Below are 24,315 nucleotides of genomic sequence, written 5' to 3'. Positions count from 1 at the left end.
CGAATGCAGAGCTTAGTACGACCGGCTGCAGCAGCAGGACCCTAGCGTTTCCGAACTAAAAACGACCTAGGCGGCTTTTGCTTTGCTGCGGCAATAGCAGGACGCATGTACCGGTATAGTTGCGCGGGCCGAGGCCTGATCCAGCAGCAGTTTGATATGCCGCGCTTCGGTTTCTTCTCGGCGCCGGACCAGACATTCGTGCAAGCCGTGCAGACTCCAAATATTGCGAGGGTGCTGACAGGCGCGGGCTAGTGTGTCGTCAAGGCCCAGATCGGCACGATAGACGGCCTCGGCCTCTTCGTATTGGCCAGCCTCCATCAACAATGCCCCCAATGCGTGACGGGTGGGCTGCATCCAGCCCCAGGGCTCGTCATAGACCAAGGCATCATCCAGTTCGACAGACCGGCGCAGATACGCCAAGCCACCTTCGTGATCGCCGGATTTGAACGCAATCTCTCCATCCATCATGGCCTCGCCGATCATCAAGACATCCTCTGCGGTGTTATTGAAGACCAGACGGCTTTCCGGCACGGCTTCGCGTGCCTGAACCGCAAGTGCGCGCGCTTCCTGCGCGGCATCCAATTGCCCGAGATTGGCCAAAGCTACGGCGCGCGCCTGATGGATCGCGGCTGTGGTGTAGCTGTACAACTCAGCATCCCCCGGCAGTGGCTCGTCCAGAATTTCCTGCCACATGCCAAAGCGGACCATAACGTGGATCTTCTTGCCGTAGAAAGATTCGAACAGGTCCGGGAAAAAGCGGATCACGTTGTCGGGCAGCATCCGCATCAGTTCCTCAGATGCAGCCAGCGCTTTTTCGGGTTGTCCAAGGAACATTGCGCCATAGGCTTCGAAATGCACGTTGTGGACGCGGTAAACCGTATAGAAGTTCTCACCCCCCGCCATCGCTTCGTATTTCTGGTCGACGGCGGCGGCGCGATGATTGCGCCAGACGACATTCTGATACTCGCCGCAGAGAACGTCGATATGCGTGGCCATATGCACCAGATGTCCGCTGTCGGGCACCAGATCGACCAGCCGGTCGCCATGTTGCAGGGCCTTCTCGGGTGTGGGCGACATCTCCATCAGGTGGATATACATATGAAGCAGGCCGGGGTGGTCCCACGCGCCCGGCAACGTGTCAAAGGCGCGTTCCAGCACCGTTTGCGCTTCGGTGGTTGATGCACCTTCAGCGGGCACCCCGTTCTTCAGATCCCAAAGCGTCCAAGGGGTGCGATTCATTAGCGCCTCGGCGAAGATCGAGGAGACCTCAAGGTCGTCCGGATATGCGGCATAGACTTGGCGCATCGAATCCGAGAACGCGTCATTCCATGGCCCGTAATCCTCAATCGTGGGATCTGTTGGAAATCGGTGGGCGATGGCCTCGATCAGCGCGGCTTCGACCGGGCTAACCCGCTCGCGCAGCGCCATCGCTGCGTCGATCGCCTGATGTGCTCGTTCCAGCGTGGCCACTTTTTCATCGGGCTCAAAAAACTCCCAAGGTTTATTGTAGTTGGGGCCGATTGCATAAGCGACGCCCCAATGTGCCATGCCGCAGTCCGGATCCTGAGCTATGGCCTGCTCAAAACAGTGCGCTGCCGCTTCATGATTATACCCAAACAACCAGATCAGCCCCTGATCGAACAGGCGCTGCGCATCTTGAGATCCAGTGGTAATCCTGCGTTGGTAGGTGCCAAGGTCAAAATCGGTCATTTGGAATATCCCCCATGGTGTACATGCGCAGACGCTCAGCAGTGCGCTGTGTCGCGGATTTCCACACAATATCACATTTCTGTGATCAATGCCGGAGCGAGATAAGCCGAGGATGGCAAAACCAAACAAATAGGTGATTTCGCTTCTTGACGCCCGGGGGCGCATGGACTACTCAGCCCAGACGCTGAGCGGGTATAGCTTAATGGTAAAGCCCCTGCCTTCCAAGCAGGCTATGTCGGTTCGATTCCGTCTACCCGCTCCAGTTCAGCCCCTCCGCCGAATGCGTCAAAAGGCCCGGATCGTGTCCGATTTGCGCCCAATGCTTGACCCCATCGGCCTCTGCCGCCAAGAAGCGTTGAAACGCGCCAGATAACGGCGATGACCAGAAGACAAGGGCCAGACATGGCAAGAACACGCTCAGCCAGTCCAGCGAATGCACAGGCGCCCGGTGCGCATGAAGAGCGGGCCGGGTCGAAGAAGATCGGCGTATTGCGGTCGCTGTGGCCTTTCATGCTGCCGTATCGCTTGTTGATGATCGGTGCGACTTTGGCGCTGATCCTGACTGCCAGCATGACATTAATGCTGCCTTTGGCTGTGCGCCGTGTGGTTGATAATTTCCGTATTGAAGATGGCGAGCTTCTGGATTGGTATTTTCTGGCCGCTCTGGTCATTGCTGGTATCCTCGCCATAGGCACGGGTATTCGATATGCGCTGGTGACCCGACTGGGTGAGCGCGTGGTGGCCGATATCCGAAAGGCTGTATTCGACCGCGTGATCGGGATGAGTCCCGAATTTTACGAACGCATCATGACCGGAGAAGTCCTCAGCCGGATCACCACCGATACAACGCTAATCCAGTCGGTGCTGGGCTCGTCGGTGTCGATTGCCCTGCGTAATCTGCTGATGTTCGTAGGCGGATTGGTTTTGATGTTGCTGACTTCGGCCAAGCTGACTGGGATGGTTCTGCTGCTTATTCCGTTGGTCGTCGTGCCGATTCTGGTGCTGGGTCGCCGGTTGCGGGTGATCAGTCGCGAAAACCAGGATTGGATTGCGGCGTCATCGGGAAACGCGGGCGAGGCGTTGGGAGCGGTGCAGACCGTGCAAGCCTTTACCCATGAACAGGCCAGCCGGGCGCAGTTCGGTGAGATGACAGAAACTTCGTACGAAGTTTCTCTGCGCCGAATCCAGACCCGTGCGATTCTGACGGTCATCGTTATCTTCCTCGTTTTCTCGGGCATCGTCGGCGTGTTGTGGATGGGCGCGAATGACGTGCGTAACGGGGTGATGACCGAGGGCGTGCTGATCCAGTTCGTGATCTATTCGATCATCATGGCAGGTTCGGTTGCTGCATTGTCGGAAATCTGGAGCGAACTGCAGCGCGCAGCGGGCGCAACCGAGCGGCTGGTCGAGCTGCTGAACGCTGAGGATACAGTCAATGATCCGCTGCAGGCTAGAGCTCTGCCTGCGCCAGTCCGGGGCGAGATTCACTTTGACGATGTGACTTTCCGCTATCCCGCCCGCCCGGATGTCGTCGCATTGGATCATTTGTCGCTGCAGATCAAACCCGGGGAAACGGTGGCTTTTGTCGGCCCGTCTGGTGCGGGCAAGACGACCGTGATCCAGATGATCCAGCGGTTCTACGATCCGGATGCCGGGCAGGTCAGCCTCGACGGGTGCGATCTGCGCGACCTCAATCGTGACGACTTCCGTCAGCACATCGCGCTGGTGCCACAAGACCCGGTGATCTTCGCCACCTCGGCACGCGAGAATATCCGCTTCGGCCGCCTTGATGCGACGGATGCCGAAGTTGAGGCCGCCGCCCGCGCTGCTGCCGCGCATGACTTCATCTCGGCTCTGCCCGAAGGGTATGACAGCTTCGTGGGTGAGCGCGGCGTAATGCTTTCAGGTGGTCAGAAACAGCGTATCGCCATCGCGCGCGCCATCCTCCGCGATGCGCCGGTGCTGCTGTTGGACGAGGCGACCTCGGCGCTGGATGCGGAAAGCGAACGCGCGGTGCAAGGCGCAGTTGATAATATGAGGGCAGGGCGTACCACGCTGATCGTGGCGCACCGGCTGGCGACCGTGAAGAAGGCTGATCGTATTGTCGTGCTTGAGGCGGGACAGATCGTAGCGCAGGGCACGCATGATGATCTGGTGGCGCAGGACGGCTTGTATGCCCGTCTGGCGCGTTTGCAGTTCACCGACGGAGTGGCCGCAGAATAAAGTGACGCTCCGGCACATCTTGTTTCGCCGTAGCGTCATTCTACATTTTCCCGAACCTGATCGCTAAGCCCTTGCTTGCGCATGCGGTGTTTTGCTTCCATCTTGGAGGCACAAACAAACCCGTGCGCGACACGGGAGACAGATCAGGGGAGGAGCCACATGGCCTTTGTGGGATTGGAAGACAAGGCGCGCATCGAGCAGGAGATGGCGTGGGAAGACCGGGATGTGCCCGTCACCTTCCATCAGCTGTTGTCGCGGACGGCGGGCAAGTTCCCGAACCACAAGGCGATCAGCTTTCAATTGCTATCCGGCCCGACTGACAAGGCAGAGACGCTGACATGGTCGGAGCTGCTGGGCAAAGTCAATCAGGCAGCCAACCTGTTCCGCTCGCTAGGCATCGGCGAAAAGGACGTGGTGGCTTATGTACTGCCCAACTGTAACGAGACGCTGGTAACCATGATGGGTGGCGCGGTTGCAGGGATCGTGAACCCGATCAACCCTTTGCTGGAGCCCGAACAGATTGCCGCGATCCTGCGTGAGACCAAGGCGAAGGTCGTGGTCACGCTGAAATCCTTCCCCAAAACCGATGTGGCCCAGAAGGTGGAAGAGGCCGTGCGCCACGCGCCGGGGGTCAACACGATCCTCGAGATTGACCTGAACCGCTATCTGACGCCGCCTAAATCCTGGCTCGTGCCGTTCCTGCGCCCCAAGATGGGCGACAAGGAAAAACTGGCCCATGCGGATTACAAGAACTTCAATGCCGAGTTGAACAAGCAGCCGAAAACGCTGAATTTTGAGGACAGTCAGGAAGACCGCGTCGCCTGTTATTTCCACACCGGCGGCACAACGGGCATGCCAAAGGTAGCGCAACACAAATACTCTGGCCTGATCTATAACGGCTGGTTGGGCAACACGCTGCTGTTTGACGAAAACGACGTCATCATGTGCCCGCTGCCGATGTTCCATGTCTTTGCGGTGCATGTGATTGTGATGGCAGCTGTGTCCTCGGGGGCGCATGTGATTTTCCCAACGCCCGCTGGATATCGCGGCGACGGCGTGTTCGACAATTTCTGGAAGCTGATCGAACGTTGGAAGGTCTCGTTCATCATCACCGTGCCAACCGCAATCTCGGCCAAGATGCAGCGCCCGGTCGATGCTGATATTTCAAGCGTGAAAACCGCCTTTTCAGGCTCAGCCCCGTTGCCCGTCGAACTGTTCCGCCGCTTCGAAGAAGCGACAGGCGTCACCATCGTCGAAGGTTACGGCCTGACCGAGGCAACCTGTCTGGTGTCGTGCAACCCTGTGGATGGCGAGAAGAAGATCGGCTCGATCGGTATTCCGTTCCCCTATACGGATGTCAAAATCCTGCAGGACGGACCGGATGGCCCTAAAGAATGCGGCGCAGATCAGATCGGTGAAATCTGCATTTCGAACCCCGGCGTCTACGCGGGCAACACCTATACCGAGACAGACAAGAACACGAACCTCTATCATTTCGACAAATACCTGCGCACAGGCGATTTGGGACGGTTTGATGAGGATGGTTATCTCTGGATCACCGGGCGCGCCAAAGACCTGATCATCCGGGGCGGTCACAATATTGATCCTGCCGAGATCGAAGAGGCCCTGCTTGGCCACGAAGCCGTCGCCTTTGCCGGGGCCATCGGCCAGCCGGATGCGCATTCGGGTGAGGTGCCTTGTGCGTTTGTGGAGCTGGTCGAGGGTGCCTCAGTTACCGAAAAAGAGCTGATGGAGTATTGCAAGGTCCACGTCCACGAACGCGCGGCGCAGCCCAAGCATATGACCATTCTGGATGAGCTTCCAAAAACCGCGGTCGGCAAGGTGTTCAAACCGGATCTGCGCAAACAGGCCATCACCCGCATCTACAATGGTGCCCTGGAAACTGCAGGTGTCGCGGCGCGCGTTGTGTCCGTAATCGATGACAAGAAACGCGGGCTTGTCGCACAGCTTGACGCGAACGGGTCTTCCGAGGACGATGTGGCCAAGGTGCTGGGGGCATTCACCCGGCCGTGGGAGTGGTCTGAGTAAGCCGCGGGAGGGACAATGGACTATGAACGCCTGATCGACGAAGAAACCTGGGCGTTCATACGTCGCACGGCCGAAAGCTATCCTGATGACGCGGTCGATATGTCCATCGAAGATCAGCGTCGCGTTTATGATGCGATGTGTCAGGAGTTTCGTCAGCCTCGTCCATCGGGTGTTGAAGTAGAAGACCGTGACGCGGATGGTGTTGCGGTTCGCCTCTATACTGCGGGTGATCCGACCCGAAGCGTTGTGTATTTTCATGGCGGAGGGTTTGTCGTCGGCGGTTTGGACAGCCATGACGATGTCTGCGCCGAGATTTGTGTGCAGACCGGATACCGCGTCGTGTCGGTCGACTACCGGCTGTGTCCAGAACATGCACACCCTGCCCAGTTTCAGGACAGCTGGACTGCAACCTGCTGGGTTGTCCGGGAATTCGGCGATCCCATCGTACTGGCCGGGGACAGCGCGGGCGGCAATCTTGCCGCAACTGTTGCACATCATGGCCGGGGGCGATTGGACAATGTGCTCGGGCAGGTTCTGATCTACCCTGGGCTGGGCGGAGATCCTTCGCAGGGCTCGTATATCGAACACGCTAACGCCCCGATGCTTACGCGCGATGATGTCCTATTCTACCAATCGATCCGCTGTGCGGGCGACGTGCCGGATGATGACCCGACATTTGCGCCTTTGCAGGATCGCGATTTCTCGAACCTCCCGCCTACGGTTGTGGTGACAGCCGATTGTGATCCATTACGCGATGACGGGCTTGCCTATTGCGAGTGTATCACAGCCGCCGGTGGGCATGCGCATTGCGTCAATGAACCCGGGCTGATCCACGGCTATTTGCGCGCCCGAAGCACGGTAAAGCGTGCCGCCGACAGCTTTGAACGAATATCGGTCGCCATCGAGGCGCTGGGGCAGGGGATCTGGTCCTACGATTGAAGCCTAGATCAGGAAAGGTTCGGCTTTCATCGTGTCTGCTACTGGCGCGCCCATCCGGGTCAGGATGGTCGGTGCCAGCTGTAGCTGATCGATCACCGTAGCGGCCTCAGGACCTCCGGCGTCACCGAAGTAATATAAGGCTGTTTCCTGTTGCAGCGGACTGCGCCCGCCGTGGTGGCCGCGCTCATCCTGGCCGTGGTCAGCTGTAACGATGACCTCGTACCCCAGTTGCCGCCAGCGGGGGATGAAAGGGGCGAGCATTTCGTCCGCGACAAAACAGGCGTGATCCATCTCGGGGCAGTCGTGGAAGAAACGGTGGCCCATGCTGTCTAGCGTGCAGGTGTGCAGAATGCCGTAGTCCAGCCCGAAGCGCAGGCACAGGTTGGTGAGCGAAGCGAACAGATCCACATCGCATGGTGTCATCTGGTTGGCTTTGCCATAGCCGGTCATGGTGTGGAACCGGCCATGGTTGATGGTCTTGCTGTCCGGCTCGTCATATTCCACGTCGCGAACGTAATCGAACGGGTGGCGATTGAAGAACTGCGACCAATAGCTGTGGGTGACGGCGCCTGTCACTCCCCCGGCCTCACGCACCTGGCTGAACACATCCTTATGGCTCAGACGGAAAACGTTGCCGTTGCCGGTACAACCATGCTCTTGCGGTGTCACGCCGGTGTGGATCGACGCATAGCAACTGGCCGAGGTAGAGGGCAGGACGGCGCGCAGCTTCCACACGCGCGCTTCACCGGTGTCGACCCAGCCTTCGAGGTTGCCAAAGAGGCGGCGGAAATTGCGCCATGGGACGCCGTCAAGAATGATCAAAAGCAGTTTGCGATCCATGTTTCAGCCTTCTTTTTGCTCTTTCCAGTGACCCTATTGGATTCGCGATTCCAAGGGCGTCCGTTCGCGCCTCCAATAGCAAAATCCCGACACCTGTCATCGGACAAGATGTCGGGATTATGAGATTTCATGGAACTGTTACGATGTGATCAGTTGCCAGCGCTCTCCATCTTGCGATGTGCGACAACCTCTTCCAGCCAACCCAGATGCATTTCTGGCACCGAGCTGAGCAGAAGGTCGGTATAATCATCGAATGGCGGGCTGAGCACCTGGCTTTTCGAGCCGTAGCGCGCGACGCGTCCTTGGTACATCACCGCAATACTGTCGCTGATCGCACGCACCGTCGCCAGATCGTGGGTGATGAACAGATAGGCCACATCCTCGATCTTCTGCAGGTCCAGCAGCAGTTTCAGGATGCCATCCGCCACCAGTGGATCGAGCGCCGAGGTGACTTCATCGCAGATGATCATCTTCGGTTTGGCCGCCAGCGACCGCGCGATGCAGACACGCTGTTTCTGACCACCCGACAGTTCCGCCGGATACCGGTCGATGAACTTTTCGCCCAGTTCGATTTCATCCAGCAGTTCGATGATCCGCTTGCGTTTCTCGGCACCGCGCATGTTGAAGTAGAACTCCAACGGGCGACCGATGATAGTCCCGACGGTTTGGCGTGGGTTCATCGCGACGTCAGCCATTTGGTAGATCATCTGCAATTCGCGCAGGTCCTCGCGTGAGCGGCCAGCCAGATCAGGGCTGAGCTTGCGCCCTGCAAAGGTGATCTCTCCATCACGCGGCGGCAGCAGGCCAGTAATCACCCGCGCCAGTGTGGACTTACCTGAGCCGGATTCGCCCACGACCGCCAAAGTCTGCCCCGGATGAAGCTCAACATTGACGTTGTGCAGGACGTCGAAATTCAGACCCTTGTAGCGCGCAGTGATACCCTCGACGGTCAGCACAGGTTCTGGCGTGGGTTTCTTTTCTTCGTGCTCGATGGACCGGACCGAGACCAACGCCTGAGTGTATTCCTCCTGCGGGTTGTTGATGATCTGATCGGTTGTGCCGTATTCAACGGTATTACCCATCTTCAGAACCATGATGTCATCGCTTACCTGCGCAACAACAGCAAGGTCGTGGGTGATATAGAGAGCGGCGACACCGGTATCCGCAATGGCCTCTTTGATGGCCATCAGAACGTCGATCTGCGTGGTTACGTCCAGCGCTGTGGTGGGCTCGTCGAACACCACCAGATCCGGTTCCGGACATAGGGCAAGTGCAGTCATGCAGCGTTGCAGCTGGCCGCCCGAGACCTGGTGCGGATAGCGATTGCCGATATTGTCGGGGTCAGGCAGACCCAGCTTGGCAAACAGCTCGCGCGCGCGGGCCTCGGCCTCTTTGCGGGTGAACTTCTTCTGTTCGACCGCGGCCTCGACCACCTGATCCATGATCTTCTTGGCCGGATTGAACGACGCCGCAGCGGATTGGGACACATAGGTGACCTCACCCCCGCGCAGTTTGCGGATATCACGCAAGGATGTCTTGAGGATATCGCGCCCGTTGACCCAAACCTCGCCACCGGTGATTTTCACACCTCCGCGGCCATAGGCCATCGAGGCCAGACCGATGGTAGACTTGCCCGCCCCGGATTCACCGATCAGCCCCAGCACCTTGCCGCGCTCAAGGTCAAAGCTGACCCCGTGCACGATTTCGATGTCATGGGGTTTCTCACCCGGCGGATAGACGGTCGCGCCGATTTTGAGGTCGCGGACCTTGAGAAGGGTATCACTCATCCCCGGCCTCCTTTCAGCGATGTGGTACGGTTCAGAACCCAGTCAGCCACAAGATTGACCGAGATTGCCAACGTCGCGATGGCGACAGCGGGCAGCAGGGCGGCGGGAATGCCGTAGACGATGCCTTCCTTGTTCTCTTTCACGATGCCACCCCAGTCAGCCTCGGGCGGTTGCACGCCGAGACCCAGGAATGACAGAGTCGAGACGAACAGCACGGCGAAGATGAAGCGCAGGCCCATCTCGGCCACCAGCGGTGACAGCGCGTTGGGTAGGATTTCGCGGAAGATGATCCAAGCGATCTTTTCGCCCCGCAGACGCGCGGCTTCGACATAGTCCATGACGGTGATGTCGACGGCAACAGCACGGGCCAGACGATAGACACGGGTCGAATCCAGCAGACCCATGACGACGATCAGGATCGGGACGGTCACCGGCATCACCGAGAGGACCACGAGGGCGAAGATCAGTGTCGGGATCGACATGATCAGATCGACAAAGCGCGACAGCACCTGATCGACCCAGCCGCCCATCACCGCCGCAAAGAAGCCCAGGACCGAACCGGTCACGAAGGACAGTATCGTTGCAGCCGTCGCGATGAAGATGGTGGTACGCCCGCCATAGATCATCCGGCTCAGCAGATCGCGGCCGATATTGTCGGTGCCCAGCCAGAAATTCGACTCGGTGAAACCTTCGGGAGCGATCCCAAGCATGATCTCGATCTTCGAGGGTTCCCACACACCGCCGACAATTTCAGCCATGCCGTAAGGCGCGATGAGCGGCGCGAACAGCGCCACGAGAAAGTAGAGGGCCGTCAGGAACAGCCCGATCAGTGCAGAAATAGGGATGTTCTTCATTTCGGATGCCTCAGACGCGGGTTGGCCAGGATCGAGACGATGTCTGCAATCATGTTGAGGCCGATATAGACGGCGGCGAAGATCAGACCGCAGGCCTGTACCACCGGAACGTCACGTTTCGCCACGTGGTCAACAAGGTACTGTCCCATGCCGGGATAGACGAACACCACCTCGATCACCACGACGCCGACCACCAGATAGGCCAGGTTCAGCATCACCACGTTGACGATCGGAGCGATGGCGTTCGGGAAGGCGTGGCGCGCGATAACCTGAAACCCGGTCAATCCCTTGAGCTCGGCCGTCTCGATATAGGCCGATTGCATCACGTTCAGAATTGCCGCGCGGGTCATGCGCATCATATGTGCCAGTACCACAAGCGTCAGAACCATCACGGGCAATGCAATCGCCTGAAGCTTCTGCAGCAGGCTCATGTGGTCACCGATCATCGCAACGGATGGGAACCAGCCCAGCTTCACCGCGACGAAATACATCAGCAGATAACCGATCAGGAATTCCGGGATCGAGATTGATGCCAGCGTAACGGCCGAGATCAGCTTGTCGGGCCAGCGGTCCTTATAGCGCACCGCGATCAGACCCAGAAGGATTGCCAGAGGTACCGAAATCAGGGCGGCCCAAAAGGCAAGAAACAGAGTGTTGGACATGCGTTGACCGATACTCTCGGCAATGTCACGACCATTGGTCAGCGCAGTACCTAAATCACCCTGCAACGCGGCAAATAGCCAGTCGAAATAGCGGGTGATGGCGGGTTCATTCAATCCCAGCTCTTCGCGCAGGTTGGCGAGGGCTTCGGGCGTAGCGGACTGACCGAGGATGGATTGGGCCACGTCACCGGGCAGGATGAGCGTGCCCACGAAAATCAGCACAGATACAGCTAATAGCAGCAAAAGGCCCAGCGCAATGCGCTGGACCACAAGTTTCATCGCGATTCCCATATCAGGCAGCAACCCACATGGTCATCGGAGCGTAGAAGTTGTTCAGATCGAATCCGTTCTCGGAATCGATCCAGCCATCCACGTCCGAAGTCGTCGCGTCGATGAACTGGTTGAACATCGGACAGATCAGGCCGCCTTCATCACGCAGAATGGTGGACATGTCGGCATACATCTGGATCCGCTTTGTTTCGTCCAGCTCGCCGCGGGCTGCGAACAACAGCTGGTCGAACTGTTCGTTATTGAACCGCGTGTCATTCCAGTCGGCGGTCGACAGATAAGCGGTTGAGAACATGAAATCCTGCGTCGAGCGACCACCCCAGTAGCTGGTGCAGAAAGGCTGTTTGTTCCAGACCTCAGACCAATAGCCGTCATTGGGCTCGCGCTTAATCTCGATATTGATACCGGCAGCGCCACAGGATTGCTGGAACAGAGCTGCTGCGTCTGGCGCACCCGGGAACGAGTTGTCAGATGTGCGTAGCAATACCGCTCCGTCAAAGCCTGACTGCTCCAGATGGAACTTGGCCTTGTCCGGATCGTATTCGCGCTGCTCCAACTCGGTAAACAGCGGGTATGAGCTGTTGATTGGTGTGTCGTTGCCAATCGAGCCAAAGCCGAACAGGATTTTATCGACCATTTCTTGGCGGTTGATGCCGTACTTCAGCGCCATCCGCAGGTCTTTGTTGTCGAAGGGGGCGGTGTTGGCGTGCATGATGAACACATAGTGACCCGGACCAGACGTAGTGCGCAGGTTGATGTTTGGCGCGCGGCCAACCAAGTTTGCCGTGCGCGGCGGAACGCGGTTGATCATATGCACCTGACCCGACTGCAGCGCCGCGACACGCGCGGTGTCGTCGTTGATGACGATCAGTTCGATCGTGTCGGCATGGCCAACATTATCATCCCAATAGTCGGGGTTCTTTTCACCAACGAAGCGCACGCCAGGTTCGACATCGCTCAGGACATAGGGCCCGGTTCCGATTGCCGCGGTTGGATCGTCTTTACCACCATTGGGTTGAATGAGCAGGTGATAGTCGGTCAGCAGATAGGGCAGGTCGGCGTTGGGTTTGTCCAGTTCGACAATGAATTTATCACCCTCGACGCTCATGGCCTTGATGCCGCGTAGCAGTCCAAGCGCACCTGACTGCGATTCTTCGCCGGCGTGGCGCTCCATTGTGGCCAGCACGTCGTCGGCGGTCATGGTCTTACCGTTCGAGAAGTTCACACCCGAGCGAATCTTGAAGGTCCAGACGCGCGCATCGGCGGATGCCTCGAAGCTTTCGGCCAAACGCGGCCACAGACCGCCTTTGGGGTCCAGTTCCAGCAGCGGTTCGCCCCACAGACGCAGCACCTGCGTTGCAGTCGCGTTTGCGGCCAGCGCCGGATCGAGGCTGTCAGAGGAGCCGCCGCCCTGAATACCAACGCGGATGGTACCGCCTTTGACCGGTCCTGCCGCCCGTGCCGCGGTTGCGAATACGCTGCCCGCCATTGCGACGGATACACCCAGAGCAGCTGCCCGGCCCATGAATTCACGGCGCGACATTCTGCCTGCCGCCACGAGTTTAGACATGTGAGTGAGTTGATCGTTCATCCAGAAATCTCCCAATTGGTTGGATGGTCAGCCCGTTTTCGGGCTTTTTATTGACGCATGAGTCAAACTAGGCGCATTTCAGGCCGACGGGCAAGCAATAATCTGTCACTCAATGGGCCTGAAAGTCATATAAGCTTGCGTGGTATGGTATCCTCTAGCTTTTTCGAAAAAACCAAAACCTCGTTTTCATAGGCGTTTATCTGTGCGCGCAGGAAAAAATGCTCGGAATCCGACCACATTTCACACTCGGTTTCGGTTCTGAGTTGGATATCATCCCGTTCCAGCTCTTGCGTCCAGCGGCATTCGCCGCGGGCCGACAGGGGATCGTCTGGATGGATTGACCATTTTTCATATGCAGTGCTGCCGTTGATCAGGCCATGCATCTCGTCGCGGATTTTCCCGAAGTCATCCTCAATGATCATATGCGTTTGACCCGTGTTCATGTCGATCTCAACCCTACGCGCGTTGTGCGATTCGCGCACTGTCGAGACTGGACGGGGGGATTCTGCATCTGGCGGAGCAAAGCCGCACTCGTCCCTGTGACCCGGCTCACGCGTTGGCACGACGATTTCACCGCTGGTCAGGTGCAGCTCTGCCGTTTCGGGTGAGGGCCAAATCAATGGCCAATAGGAACTTGAGATTGAGACCCGCAAGCGATGCCCCTTGGGTATGCGATAGGCAATATGATCAAGGTCCAGTTCGATGTCATAGCTCTCACCAGGGGTCAGAGCGGTTGGCTCGGCGTGGCCTTCGCGATGCGTCAGGTTCAGTACACCATAGGTGATCCGGGTCGAGGCCCCGTCAGGGTGCAGATGGTTCAGCCGAACGGCAATCTGAGCCTGCGGCTTGTCGGCACTCAGGCGCAGCCGGATTTTGGGCGCGCCGACGATCTCGATATCATCGCCCAATGGGGTGCTGTCGAAACAGGCCGACAGCGCATCGTCGCTCCGCTGGTCACCCGGCATGTCGGGACCAAGCCAGATCGCGCAATATTCTCCGCCTTCCATCCCGCATGTGTGCGGTGACCGGATGCGCGCATCCAGCGGGCCATCGCAGCCTAGCCCGTCATCCGCGAGGCGCATCGCAACTGTAGGAAGATGCGAGGTCGCCCCCTCGGTCTCGGCAATCCATCGTCCCGGTCTTTCACTGTACCAGCGCGCCGGTCGGACGCCGTTCATCACATAGGCACGATAATCGGGATCATCGGCAACCCCGGTGTCTTCGCCCTTAAGCCAATGATCCCACCAGCGCAGCGCCTCTTGCAAAAACCCGATGCGAGGCTCGGGGATCGCAAAATGCGGATATTTGTGAACCCAAGGGCCGACGATTCCTTTCGCTGGCGCGTCGAGCGCTTCGACCAGCCATGGCACAGTGTTTTTGTAGGCGTCGCCCCAGCCGCCTACAGCAAGAGTGGCCGCGCGAATTGCGCTGAAATCTTCGCAGACCGAACCATGCTGCCAATAGGCATCGCGCGCCTGATGGCGCAGCCAGACCGATGGCAGGAAAGGTTCAGCTTCAAGCCGTTTCAGCCAGAGATCACGCCAGTCTTCCCGCAGTGCCGGGTCCGGCGCGCGCGACGAATAAGACCACATCGTCGCCCCCCAACCCAGATTTTCGTTCAGCAGACACCCGCCTTTATAATGGATGTCATCGGCATAACGATCCGCTGTCGAGCAGAGCGTGATGATCGCTTTCAAAGCCTCGGGCTGCATCGCGGCAACCTGCAGGGAGTTGAAGCCGCCCCAGCTGATCCCCATCATCCCGACCGAACCGTTGCACCAGGGCTGATCTGCTAGCCACCGGATCACCTCAACGGCGTCATCCAGCTCCTGTTGCGTGTATTCATCCTCCATCAGCCCTTCGCTATCGCCATTGCCGCGCATATCGACCCGGATGCAGGCGTAGCCACGCTTGGCAAACCACGGATGGGTCAGCGCATCGCGCGTCGTCGTTCCGTCACGTTTGCGGTAGGGCAAGTGCTCCAGAATAGCCGGAACAGGATTGTCGAGCGCATCAATGGGCCGCCAGACGCGTGCCGACAGGCGGCAGCCATCGGGCATGACGATACCCATGTCGGCGATGTCTTCGATTTCACGAAGTGTATTGGGGGGCTGAGCCATGGGTCTGATCTCCGGGCCGAAACTGACCCGGCCAAGATGTCAGATCAGTCCCGGATTGCAATCACCAGATCCATGACATTTGTGCCCGTGGGACCCGTAATCAGTAAAGCCCCGGCCTTATCAAGGAAACTGCCGCTGTCTGCACGGTCAAGATAACCCTTGGCCTCGTCCGCCCATGTCTCACCTGTCACGATCGCTCCGGCCGCATCTGTTGGTCCGTCGGTGCCATCGGTGCCCCCCACGATGACCGTCAGCCCAGGTTGTCCAGCGATCTCACGCGCCAGGGCGAGAGCCAGCCCCTGATTGCGTCCTCCGCGCCCCGGGGTGTCGGGCAGGACAACTGTTGGTTCGCCTCCGAACACCATCACACCGTTTGGCATATCGCGCAGCTGCGCGCCGATCCGGGTTGCGACGGTTAAATAATCGTCATGCATCGCTTCTTCATCGGCCAGAACCTGAAACCCGGCCTGTTGCGCGGCCAGCGCCGCCGCATGGCGGGCATGGGCATTGGATGCGATGATCGAGGTTTGTGCCTCAAATTCCGGGGTATCGGGCAACGAACCGATGCCCGATCCGATCACTCCCAGGTCGTCGCCGGGTACATCTGAAATCGCCAAAACCGTTGCGCGCGCGCCGTGAAAATGAGACAGCAAACCACCGCCCTTGATCCGGGACAGTTTGCGCCGTTCTGCATTCATCGTACCGATATCCAGACCATCTGCCAGCAGTTGGCGATTCAACGCTTCGAGATCGTCCAGTGTTTTGCCCGGCACGAGGTCCTCGGCCAGCGACGAAGCGCCGCCCGACACCAGCAACAGCAGATGGCTACTGGCGGGCAGCCCCTCAACGGTTTCGCGCAGGGCGCGCCCTCCGGCCAGGCTGCGGGCATCGGGAACCGGGTGCGAGGCTTCAAGAACCTGGATATGCGCGGGTAGCCCCTCACCATGGCCATCCTTGGTTACTACCAGTACGGGCACATCGCCAAACCGCTCTGCCGCCGCACGCGCCATCGCGCCTGCAGCTTTTCCAACGGCCAGTATCTGGTCGGGGCGGTCCATGCCTTGCGTCGCATCCAGAGTCGACCGATAGCCATCAACGGCTGCGACGCCCGCGTGCCAGAACTCTAGTGCCTGTTGAGAAGTCTGCATCAGCTTTCCATCCAAATCGTGACTGGCCCATCATTGACCAGTTCCACCGCCATGTCGGCCCCGAACGCCCCGGTCTCGACCGGAATGCCCAAAGCTGCCAATTTGCGCGCGAACGCTTCATACAGTTGCTCACCTTCGGCCGCGGGCGCTGCCGCTGAAAAGCCGGGCCGGTTTCCCCGCGAGGTATCCGCTGCAAGTGTGAATTGGCTGACCACCAGCGCCGAGCCCTGAACATCCAGGATCGAGCGGTTCATCTTCCCTGCTTCATCCTTAAATATTCGCAGCTTCGCAATCTTTTCCGCCAGTTGCACGACCTGAGCCTCACCATCCCCTTGCATCGCGCAAACCAGGATCATCAATCCCGGCCCAGATTGACCGATCACGGCGCCATCGACGCGAACCGAAGCTCGGGAAATTCGTTGAAGCAATGCGCGCATGTTCTTGTATTCTCGTTCAGTCAGGTTTCGGGCTCAACCGCGCCACTCGATAATCTGCTCAACCTCGGCGCGTTCTGTCCGAAACGCATTGGCCGGGTGATCAGGGTCGGGATAGCCGAAAGAGATCGCGCAAAGGATGAGGCGATCTTCCGGGATGTCGAAATAGCGATGCAGAAACGGGCCATATGATGCGACCGCTGCTTGCGGAATGGTGGCCACGCCTAAGGCTTGAGCCGCCAGAGCGAACCCTGTTACGAACCCGCCGCAATCCATCGCGCCGTATGCGCCCAGCTCTGCCGGGCTCGACAGGATCGCACAGTGCGGCGCACCGAATAGAGAAAAATTTTCCATCATCTGCCGGGCCGAGGCAGCGCGGTCGCCTTTCTCAACCCCCACGGCGTCATAAAGTGCCCAACCGCAGGCGCGTCGGCGCTCTTGATAGACGCCGGAATATCGAGTGGGGAAGGGCAGGTCAGGGGACGGTGTGCCGCTTGTTGCCTCTTGCAGGAGAGCCGCGCGGAACGCGTCGGTCTCAGGCCCGCCGATGATCGTCAGCTGCCATGGTTGTGCGTTGCACCAGCTGGGCACGCGGCTGGCACTGGCCACGATCTGTTCGATCTGATCGCGGGGCACAGGATCAGCCTTGAACGCGCGGCAGGAATGGCGCGCTTGCAGCAACTGTTTCAATGTTGAAAAGGTCACTTGGCCCTCCGATCCGGTCGGCGCGAAGATGACCTGATGGTGTGCGATGCGCAAGGCCGCTATTGCTGACCGGTGGCCACCAGATAGCCAACTCCTGCCGCTATCAGCAGACCCAGAACGACAGCGATGGTGATCTTGATTGCGGACCATGGCCTCTCACCCTGAACGCGTCCGGTCCGGCCATTGACCACAAAGCGATAAGTCTGGCCGCGATACTTGTACGCGGCCATCCACACCGGCAGGAGGATGTGCTTGAACGTGACATCACGCACGTCCGTGTCGATCGCATGAATGCGCTGCCGGTCCCCACCTATGTCAAACCGGACATCGCGTTCGATCACGCGGGCCATGTGCGCACGCGCCTCGGCATAACCGTCCTGCAATTCAACGGTATAGGCTTCGGCCCGGAACCCGGCCAGATACTCTGGCTGATAGGGCTCAAGCGCGGGCAGGTCCCATGGCTCCAGCGCATCGGTATAGGACTTTGGCAGGGACCGAGAGGCAAGCACCAGAACATCATCAAAGAACCGCGCCACGCGTCCCGATTTCGGCGTCCAGCGCACCTTTGGCACCTGCTGCTGCACACGTTTGCCGTCCCGCATCACGGTGCGGGTTTCGTAGTATACGACCCCGCGTTCGCCCCGATAGCTCGATTTGGTGTCGGCGTCGAAGGTCCAGTAGGGCACATAAATGCCCTGCATTTTTCGCCCTTTGCGCGCATACTCCTTAAGGCCGTTCGGCGCGAACCAAAGCCGCCCCAACCAGTCGCCCATCGCTTTGTGGGCACTGCGTTCATCCAAGGCGAACGGCAACACGCCGCGTGGTTTGATGTGACGGCTCACGCCCGTATCCGTAACCACCGGAGTGGCGCAGAACGGACATTCAGCCGCATGGGTGTTCGGGTCGAACTCGACCTGCGCGGCGCAGTTCGGGCAGGTCAGTACGCGGGTTTCTTCGATCTCGCTGTCTGGTAACCGCTCCGCGATGGCTGCGTCGAAATCCAGTTCGCGCAAGCTGGCACCGCCCCACGGACCCGATCCAATGGGTTCGGAATTGCCACAATGATCACAGGTGAGCGTGCCATCACCCGGGTTGAACCGGTAATCCGCCCCGCACTGATCGCAGGGAAAACGGTGTTCGTCTTTGGCCATTCCAGATTCCGATCTCAGGTTGCCAATGGCCAGATCACGCGCCCGGCGGCGGAGGGGGCAGGATCGTGAACAACTGCGCCAGCTCCTGCACGTCGCCCGCCTTTTTCCACCCGTCCTGACCGGCGGTCCAGACATGGGTGTCGCGCGTCAGTTCTTCTTCAGCGGCCATACGCCCCATCTTGGCCTTCGAAAACGGCCCGCTGGTTTGTCCGTCAACCGCGATATGCCACACATGTTCGACGGGTGGCGGAGGCGGCGGCGCCGCATGCGCCGAGGGTTGCGGGGCAGCGGGGGCGGAACCGCCCCAAGGGCCGCTTGGCTGACCCGCTGCCATATTCGACATCTGCTGCGCCATCGCCATGCCCATTCCCATGCCGAGCCCTGCGCCCATGCCGCCGCCCTGACCGGGGTTGTTGGCCGCCGCCGTCATCGCTTCGGCTGCCGAATATTGTGTGAATTTGCCCAGATCACCGGCAAGACCCATCGAGGTGCGCTTATCGAGCGCAGCCTCAACCGCAGGCGGCAGCGAAATATTCTCGATGTAGAACTCGGGCATCTCCAACCCGTAACCGTCGAGAACGGGCGAGACTTCCGCAGCGATCAACTTGCCCAGATCGGCGGTGTTGGCCGCCATGTCCAGAACCGGGATGCCGGAACCGGCGATAACGCGACTGAATTCCTGCACGATGATGTTGCGGATCTGAAAGCTGATCTCGTCCATGGTGAATTCACCATCGGTACCGACGATCTCGATCAAAAACTTGGCCGCATCTTTCACGCGCACTGTGTAGGTGCCGAACGCCCGAATGCGGGTGGGCCCGAACTCGGGGTCGCGCAGCATGATCGGATTCTTGGTGCCCCATTTCAGGTCATTGAACCGGGTCGTGTTGACGAAATAGATCTCGGACTTGAAGGGCGACTGGAACCCGTGATCCCAATGCTGCAGCGTCGTTAGGATCGGCATATTGTTGGTTTCGAGCATATAGAGACCGGGCGTGAACACATCCGCCAACTGCCCCTCATGCACAAAGACCGCCGCCTGACCTTCGCGCACGGTCAGCTTGGCCCCGTATTTGATCTCGTGCCCCTCACGTTCGAACCGCCAAACCATGGTGTCGCGGGTATCATCGACCCAGTGAATGACGTCGATGAATTCGCCGGTCAGAAAATCAAAAATTCCCATTGGATTACTCCTGTCTTCGGGGTCAGAGCGACTGCCCCATCAATTCGCGTGCAATGATACGGACCACCGGGCGCGCCTCTTCAGCGGTCATGCCAGAGCTCAGGCGTGGGTCGTAGAGGATGGTCAGCAGCTTTTCATCATGGCTGGTGAGCAAGGCAAACTCGTCATCATCATTGAAGATCGACGGTCGGGCCTGAGGGCTATCGTTTGGCAGACCCAGCCCCTGCGCAAGCTCTTCGTGAATGCAGCTGAGGCGCACAAGGTCGGGGTGCTCGGACCGGATCAGGGCGACCGCTCTTGTATAAGTCTGCGGTGATCCGCTCGAGGCTGAGGCAAAGACGAAACAATAGAATGACCGTGGCAGCTTATCAAAAAGATCAAGTTGCGCCTGTCCGATGCCGGGAATCAACTGCCGCAACCGCGCTTGTACATAAGCCGTGTCATCTTCACCCGCCACAAAGACGTGGAAATTTGCGTTGCGGCTTACGGTTGAGACCGGATGGCCCGTCAGCCGGGATAAGCGATCCGCATAGGCATTGATCTGAGCCGCGTCCAGCTGCCGGACCTCAGGCGCGACCGAAGGGCCGAACTCAGGTTTGATGCGAACTGCGGCTGACCAGCGGCTCAACTGCCTGCGTGTCCGGCCTGCGCCGTTTGACACGCCCTGACCGGGATATTCGTTGTAGAAGGCGATCGTCTCGAAATTGCGGGCCAGATCATCCGCGTCGTATGGCGTATCCGGACCCCCTCCATCCGTGCGCAGCAAGCCGCGGGTCAACAGATTGTTCTCTACACTCTGATAATACCGTGCTAGATCGAGGCTTGCGGCAGAGGGTTCAACATAGGCGTTGCTGGGCTCCTGCGGCTGAACCGGGCGCGGCTCGGGTACGACCGAGGTGGTCAGTACCTCGTCACAGCTGGCCAGAGCTAGCAGTGACAGGCCAAGCACAGCAGCGTTGATCCTTGGAAACGGCCACACGCGCGTTGTTCCCCTTACCCGGGAACGGCGGTTCCGGCATTGTCGCCAATGCCATCCTGTCGCGCCTTTGCCGCAGCTAGCGTATCGCGCAGCTCCGCTTCCATCTTCTGCAACTCCTCTTCGGCTGCGGCGCGTTTGGCTTTGCCTTCATCCGCAATCGCAAGGCTTTCGTTGATCGTGCCGATCAGGTCTGCATTGGCCTGCTTGACCGCTTCTATGTCGAACACGCCGCGCTCCATCTCTTCGCGGATCATCTTGTTGGATTCGCGCAAATTAGCCGCGTTTGAGGTCAGCAATTCATTAGTCAGGTCATTGGCATCGCGAACCGCTGCGGCCGCTTCGGCGCTGCGCTGAATGGTGACCGCTTGTGCCAGCTGCGTCTCCCACAGTGGCACGGTGTTGACCAAAGTCGAGTTGATCTTGGTCACCAGCGATTTGTCATTCTCCTGTACCAACCGGATCGAGGGCAGCGACTGCATCGTCACCTGGCGCGTCAGTTTCAGATCATGCACCCGGCGTTCAAGATCATCTCGCGCGGCGCGCAGATCGCGAAGTTCCTGCGCTTTCATCACCTGCTGGTCCTCGGGCGCGGCCTGAACCTCGGCCTCTTTCTCAGGAATGTCGTGGCTGTCCAATTCGGTCAGCTTTTCTTCTCCAGCCGCGATGTAAAGCGCCAGTTCGTCATAGAAATCCAGCGTCTTTTCATAGAGCAGATCAAGGGATTTGATGTCTTTCAGCAGCGTATGCTCATGCCCCAGCAGGTTGTCCGTGATCCGGTCGATCTGGCTCTGAACCTCTTCGTACTTCGCGGTGAATTTAGCGAAGGGTGCGGCCTTGCCCAGCAGTTTTTCCCACCAGCTGCGTTCACGCCGAACGTCCAGCTCGCTGACCGAAAAGCCACGGATCGTTGTGACGATGTTGCGCAGGCTGTCGCCCGCTGGCCCCACATCCTTGTTTCGTACATCGGCCAGCATCGCCTGGCTGATCTCTTGCAATTCTGCCTGAGCAGAGGAGCCGAATGACACGATCGAATTGGTGTCGTCCATGTCGATCTCTCCCATCCGTTTGCGGATCTCGGCGCTCACGGGCTCGTCCGCCTCTTCCAGCGGGATAATGTCGGTCCGCGGTTCGGGCAGCGTTACTGCAGTCACTTCCTGCACCAGCGTTTCCGCTTCGACCGCTTTATTCTTGATATCATCGGACATGGGGATAATCCTCGTTCAAATAGTGGCCGGTCAATCCAACCGGACGCCTTCGCGCTGCAACCGATCGCGCAGCACATCAATTTCAACCGTCAGATCACTACGGTCATCCAATAGCATTTTTCGCGTCCGCGCCGCGAAATTCTGTTCCAGATCGTCCAGAAGTGCCGAGTAATCCTCAAGCGCTTGCACATCGCGGGTGCGGGCGTAGACGTCCGAGAACTTCACGGTCGCATCGCGCGCACCCTGCAAGTAGACCGTCAGATACTTCCTGGCACCCGCCAGATCACGCGGATCTTCCTCGACCGTGCGAAACAGATCGCGGGCGGTGTCCTGAAAGCGTTCGACACGCGCTTCGATACGGCGGTCACCGGCGCGTTTGATTGCATCGGTCATCTCGGTCAGGTGGGTCTCGGCATCTTCAACCACGCGCGCCACGCGGTCTTGCTGGAAGGTATCGATCCCCTCCATCCCTTTGTCTTTCATCGGGTCGAGGCCGAATGCGACCGAATGCAAAACAGTTGCAGAGACGCCAAACAACACTGGGGCCAGCAAGCTCACTTGTGAGGCTGTTTCAGCGCCCAGAAACTCGGTTCGGTACGAGGCCAGAGCAGCGCCCAAGCCAGTCAGAACGCTGGAGAAAATCTTGCGCGGAAAGGCAGGTCTGCGTGCGGTGCGGCGTGCGTTGTACGCGGCCTCGGCCCGCAATCCTTCGCGCAGCAGGAAGGCGGCCGCAGTCAGCAGCCCCGCCGCGACCAAGCCGATGGTCATGCCGATGGCGCCGTCGTTCAGCGACAGGAATACCAGCGGAATGGCGGGAACAAACAGCACATTCGCGCGCGCGCCTGCGGGTTCGACACGGGCGCCATCAAACTGACCGCGTCCAGACTGATCCTGTGCAGAAGCATCGCCTTGCGGGCTGAATTTGCCGCCGTATCGTTTGGCCATATCCCTACAGGCCCCCCAGCAGACCGGTGCAAACGCCGAACAGCAGCACCAACAGGGCCGCATAGGCCAATTTTTGTACTCCGGTGCCGGACATGGTGCCCCCCAACTATGGCTGTCACAGAAAAGTTAGGCGATACGCGGGCTTGGCGCTAGGGGGAAGGTTGAATAACCCGCGTCACTTGCGAGGTTTCTTGCCGACCGCCGGTCTTTTGCGTTGTGGTCGTGCGGGTCGCTTTGCCGGAGCTTTACCGCCATCCTCAGCGCCGAGCCCCAGTTGGTCGCGCATGACACGGCGGCGGATTTCCTCAACCTCGCCGGATTTCAGATCGCCCAGCTGGAATGGGCCGTAAGAAACCCGCAAAAGTCGGTTCACCACATAGCCGATATCTTCGATGGCGCGACGGATCTCGCGGTTCTTGCCTTCGCGCAACCCGATGGTCAGCCAGGCGTTCGCACCTTGCTGACGGTCCAGTGTGACTGTCATGGGTTGAAACCGCTCTCCGTCAATCACCAGACCCTTGCGCAGCGGTGCGAAGTCTTCATCCTTGGGCCGCCCGTTCACCCGCACCCGGTATTTGCGCAGCCATCCGGTCGAGGGCAGTTCCAGCTTGCGCTTGATGCCGCCATCATTGGTCAGCAGCAGCAACCCTTCTGAGTTCAGATCGAGTCGCCCAACGCTCATGACCCGCGGCATATCCTCGGGCAGGTCGTCAAAGATTGTCTTGCGGCCCTTTTCATCGCGCGCTGTGGTCACCAGACCCGGCGGCTTGTGATACAGCCACAGGCGCGAGGGTTCGGGTTCCGATACCGGCCTACCATCGACAGTAATTTTGTCCTTTGAGGTGACGTTAAGGGCAGGGCTGCTAATCGCCTTGCCGTTCACCGTCACACGACCGGCTTCGATCATGCGCTCAGCCTCGCGGCGCGAGGCGACGCCGGCGCGGGCCAGCACTTTGGCGATCCGGTCGCCGGGAGGAGGGGTGTTGGTCATCCCCCGGCCATAGCCTATCCCGGCGGCTTGCGAAAGGCAGGTTTCTGAGGCAGTCAGAGGTATGGAGTTCAGATCGCACATGAAACTGGCGCTAGAGCAGGCGCAAGCTGCAGCGGATCGCGGTGAAGTGCCTGTGGGTGCGGCCATCATTGGGCCAGATGGGCAGGTCGTTGCGGTAGATGGCAACCGAACCCGCGAATTGAACGATCCCACTGCCCATGCCGAGATATTGGCGCTGCGTGCCGCCTGCGCTGCGGCCGAGTCAGAACGGCTGCCAGATCACGATCTATACGTGACGCTGGAACCTTGCGCCATGTGTGCGGCGGCACTGGCTGCGGCGCGTATCCGGCGTGTGTATTACGGTGCATCCGATCCGAAATCGGGCGGCGTCGCCCATGGCGCGCGGGTATTTTCGCATCCGCAGTCACATCATACACCTGAAATCTATGATGGGATCGGTGCCGAAGAGGCTGAGCTATTGCTCAAGGATTTCTTCGCAAGGCGACGTTAG

20 protein-coding genes and 1 tRNA gene are annotated in these 24,315 nt (G+C 59.2%); 5 read left to right on the top strand and 16 right to left on the bottom strand.

The window, feature by feature from the left end; all coding sequences use genetic code 11:
• Window positions 1–66: 66 nt before the first annotated feature.
• Window positions 67–1,710 (bottom strand): hypothetical protein, encoded by a 1,644-nt coding sequence (locus ACR3EM_RS09630; RefSeq protein WP_480470492.1) that lies wholly within the window; start codon window positions 1,708–1,710, stop codon window positions 67–69.
• Between the two features lie 188 nt (window positions 1,711–1,898).
• On the opposite strand from ACR3EM_RS09630, the gene ACR3EM_RS09625 reads away from it, so the two are divergent.
• From ACR3EM_RS09625 to ACR3EM_RS09610, 4 genes are all read left to right on the top strand, one after another.
• Window positions 1,899–1,972: transfer RNA gene (locus ACR3EM_RS09625), tRNA-Gly, on the top strand.
• Between the two features lie 140 nt (window positions 1,973–2,112).
• Window positions 2,113–3,933: an ABC transporter transmembrane domain-containing protein gene (locus tag ACR3EM_RS09620; RefSeq protein ID WP_480470491.1), complete on the top strand. Its 1,821-nt coding sequence runs from the start codon at window positions 2,113–2,115 to the stop codon at window positions 3,931–3,933.
• Between the two features lie 159 nt (window positions 3,934–4,092).
• Window positions 4,093–5,982, top strand: coding sequence for an acyl-CoA synthetase (locus ACR3EM_RS09615; protein WP_480470490.1), 1,890 nt, complete (start codon window positions 4,093–4,095; stop codon window positions 5,980–5,982).
• 15 nt (window positions 5,983–5,997) lie between these two features.
• Window positions 5,998–6,921, top strand: a complete 924-nt coding sequence (locus tag ACR3EM_RS09610; protein ID WP_480470489.1) for an alpha/beta hydrolase — start codon at window positions 5,998–6,000, stop codon at window positions 6,919–6,921.
• A gap of 3 nt (window positions 6,922–6,924) precedes the next feature.
• On the opposite strand, the gene ACR3EM_RS09605 is transcribed toward ACR3EM_RS09610, so the two are convergent.
• From ACR3EM_RS09605 to ACR3EM_RS09535, 15 genes are all read right to left on the bottom strand, one after another.
• A complete protein-coding gene (locus ACR3EM_RS09605) occupies window positions 6,925–7,761 on the bottom strand; it encodes an alkaline phosphatase family protein (protein WP_480470488.1) in 837 nt (278 codons plus the stop codon).
• 149 nt (window positions 7,762–7,910) lie between these two features.
• Complete coding sequence (locus ACR3EM_RS09600; RefSeq protein ID WP_480470487.1) at window positions 7,911–9,548, bottom strand: ABC transporter ATP-binding protein; 1,638 nt, start codon at window positions 9,546–9,548, stop codon at window positions 7,911–7,913.
• The gene (locus ACR3EM_RS09595; protein WP_480470486.1) at window positions 9,545–10,402 is read right to left on the bottom strand and encodes an ABC transporter permease; all 858 of its coding nucleotides are present in this window, start codon (window positions 10,400–10,402) and stop codon (window positions 9,545–9,547) included. Before ACR3EM_RS09595 ends, ACR3EM_RS09600 begins: the two co-directional genes overlap by 4 nt.
• On the bottom strand, window positions 10,399–11,355 hold the full coding sequence (locus ACR3EM_RS09590; RefSeq protein WP_480470485.1) for an ABC transporter permease: 957 nt from the start codon (window positions 11,353–11,355) through the stop codon (window positions 10,399–10,401). The genes ACR3EM_RS09595 and ACR3EM_RS09590 overlap by 4 nt, the downstream gene beginning before the upstream one ends.
• A 1-nt stretch (window position 11,356) precedes the next feature.
• A complete protein-coding gene (locus ACR3EM_RS09585; protein ID WP_480470484.1) occupies window positions 11,357–12,943 on the bottom strand; it encodes an ABC transporter substrate-binding protein in 1,587 nt (528 codons plus the stop codon).
• 125 nt (window positions 12,944–13,068) lie between these two features.
• Window positions 13,069–15,063: a CocE/NonD family hydrolase gene (locus tag ACR3EM_RS09580; RefSeq protein ID WP_480470483.1), complete on the bottom strand. Its 1,995-nt coding sequence runs from the start codon at window positions 15,061–15,063 to the stop codon at window positions 13,069–13,071.
• A 44-nt stretch (window positions 15,064–15,107) separates the two neighbouring features.
• The gene (locus tag ACR3EM_RS09575) at window positions 15,108–16,211 is read right to left on the bottom strand and encodes a glycerate kinase type-2 family protein (RefSeq protein ID WP_480470482.1); all 1,104 of its coding nucleotides are present in this window, start codon (window positions 16,209–16,211) and stop codon (window positions 15,108–15,110) included.
• Window positions 16,211–16,648, bottom strand: a complete 438-nt coding sequence (dtd, locus tag ACR3EM_RS09570; protein ID WP_480470481.1) for a D-aminoacyl-tRNA deacylase — start codon at window positions 16,646–16,648, stop codon at window positions 16,211–16,213. Before dtd ends, ACR3EM_RS09575 begins: the two co-directional genes overlap by 1 nt.
• A gap of 33 nt (window positions 16,649–16,681) precedes the next feature.
• Window positions 16,682–17,350, bottom strand: coding sequence for a nitroreductase (locus ACR3EM_RS09565; protein WP_480470480.1), 669 nt, complete (start codon window positions 17,348–17,350; stop codon window positions 16,682–16,684).
• Window positions 17,351–17,409: 59 nt separating this feature from the next.
• Entirely contained in the window at window positions 17,410–18,501 is a 1,092-nt protein-coding gene (locus tag ACR3EM_RS09560) for a TFIIB-type zinc finger domain-containing protein (RefSeq protein WP_480470479.1), read from the bottom strand.
• 34 nt (window positions 18,502–18,535) lie between these two features.
• Window positions 18,536–19,684 carry an SPFH domain-containing protein gene (locus ACR3EM_RS09555; RefSeq protein WP_480470478.1) on the bottom strand — a complete coding sequence of 383 codons (1,149 nt, stop codon included), beginning with the start codon at window positions 19,682–19,684 and terminating at the stop codon, window positions 18,536–18,538.
• A 22-nt stretch (window positions 19,685–19,706) separates the two neighbouring features.
• Window positions 19,707–20,663 (bottom strand): DUF2927 domain-containing protein, encoded by a 957-nt coding sequence (locus tag ACR3EM_RS09550; protein ID WP_480470477.1) that lies wholly within the window; start codon window positions 20,661–20,663, stop codon window positions 19,707–19,709.
• Window positions 20,664–20,677: 14 nt separating this feature from the next.
• On the bottom strand, window positions 20,678–21,868 hold the full coding sequence (locus tag ACR3EM_RS09545; protein WP_480470476.1) for a toxic anion resistance protein: 1,191 nt from the start codon (window positions 21,866–21,868) through the stop codon (window positions 20,678–20,680).
• A 30-nt stretch (window positions 21,869–21,898) separates the two neighbouring features.
• Window positions 21,899–22,813, bottom strand: a complete 915-nt coding sequence (locus ACR3EM_RS09540; protein ID WP_480470475.1) for a 5-bromo-4-chloroindolyl phosphate hydrolysis family protein — start codon at window positions 22,811–22,813, stop codon at window positions 21,899–21,901.
• 175 nt (window positions 22,814–22,988) lie between these two features.
• Complete coding sequence (locus tag ACR3EM_RS09535; RefSeq protein WP_480470474.1) at window positions 22,989–23,885, bottom strand: pseudouridine synthase; 897 nt, start codon at window positions 23,883–23,885, stop codon at window positions 22,989–22,991.
• Between ACR3EM_RS09535 and ACR3EM_RS09530 the strand changes: the two genes are divergently transcribed.
• On the top strand, window positions 23,866–24,315 hold the full coding sequence (locus tag ACR3EM_RS09530; protein WP_480470473.1) for a nucleoside deaminase: 450 nt from the start codon (window positions 23,866–23,868) through the stop codon (window positions 24,313–24,315). The genes ACR3EM_RS09535 and ACR3EM_RS09530 overlap by 20 nt on opposite strands.

It is taken from the genome of Ruegeria sp. AH3, assembly GCF_056536265.1.
The sequence above is the reverse complement of the archived record's forward strand: the minus strand, read 5'-3'. Positions and strand labels throughout refer to the sequence as shown.

Bases quoted from the DNA above. Each gene is read 5' to 3' on its own strand.
- ACR3EM_RS09630 (WP_480470492.1), bottom strand. From the start codon at position 1,710: ATGACCGATTTTGACCTTGGCACCTACCAACGCAGGATTACCACTGGA.
- ACR3EM_RS09620 (WP_480470491.1), top strand. From the start codon at position 2,113: ATGGCAAGAACACGCTCAGCCAGTCCAGCGAATGCACAGGCGCCCGGT.
- ACR3EM_RS09615 (WP_480470490.1), top strand. From the start codon at position 4,093: ATGGCCTTTGTGGGATTGGAAGACAAGGCGCGCATCGAGCAGGAGATG.
- ACR3EM_RS09610 (WP_480470489.1), top strand. From the start codon at position 5,998: ATGGACTATGAACGCCTGATCGACGAAGAAACCTGGGCGTTCATACGT.
- ACR3EM_RS09605 (WP_480470488.1), bottom strand. From the start codon at position 7,761: ATGGATCGCAAACTGCTTTTGATCATTCTTGACGGCGTCCCATGGCGC.
- ACR3EM_RS09600 (WP_480470487.1), bottom strand. From the start codon at position 9,548: ATGAGTGATACCCTTCTCAAGGTCCGCGACCTCAAAATCGGCGCGACC.
- ACR3EM_RS09595 (WP_480470486.1), bottom strand. From the start codon at position 10,402: ATGAAGAACATCCCTATTTCTGCACTGATCGGGCTGTTCCTGACGGCC.
- ACR3EM_RS09590 (WP_480470485.1), bottom strand. From the start codon at position 11,355: ATGGGAATCGCGATGAAACTTGTGGTCCAGCGCATTGCGCTGGGCCTT.
- ACR3EM_RS09585 (WP_480470484.1), bottom strand. From the start codon at position 12,943: ATGAACGATCAACTCACTCACATGTCTAAACTCGTGGCGGCAGGCAGA.
- ACR3EM_RS09580 (WP_480470483.1), bottom strand. From the start codon at position 15,063: ATGGCTCAGCCCCCCAATACACTTCGTGAAATCGAAGACATCGCCGAC.
- ACR3EM_RS09575 (WP_480470482.1), bottom strand. From the start codon at position 16,211: ATGCAGACTTCTCAACAGGCACTAGAGTTCTGGCACGCGGGCGTCGCA.
- dtd (WP_480470481.1), bottom strand. From the start codon at position 16,648: ATGCGCGCATTGCTTCAACGAATTTCCCGAGCTTCGGTTCGCGTCGAT.
- ACR3EM_RS09560 (WP_480470479.1), bottom strand. From the start codon at position 18,501: ATGGCCAAAGACGAACACCGTTTTCCCTGCGATCAGTGCGGGGCGGAT.
- ACR3EM_RS09555 (WP_480470478.1), bottom strand. From the start codon at position 19,684: ATGGGAATTTTTGATTTTCTGACCGGCGAATTCATCGACGTCATTCAC.
- ACR3EM_RS09545 (WP_480470476.1), bottom strand. From the start codon at position 21,868: ATGTCCGATGATATCAAGAATAAAGCGGTCGAAGCGGAAACGCTGGTG.
- ACR3EM_RS09540 (WP_480470475.1), bottom strand. From the start codon at position 22,813: ATGGCCAAACGATACGGCGGCAAATTCAGCCCGCAAGGCGATGCTTCT.
- ACR3EM_RS09530 (WP_480470473.1), top strand. From the start codon at position 23,866: ATGGAGTTCAGATCGCACATGAAACTGGCGCTAGAGCAGGCGCAAGCT.
- ACR3EM_RS09535 (WP_480470474.1), bottom strand. From the start codon at position 23,885: ATGTGCGATCTGAACTCCATACCTCTGACTGCCTCAGAAACCTGCCTT.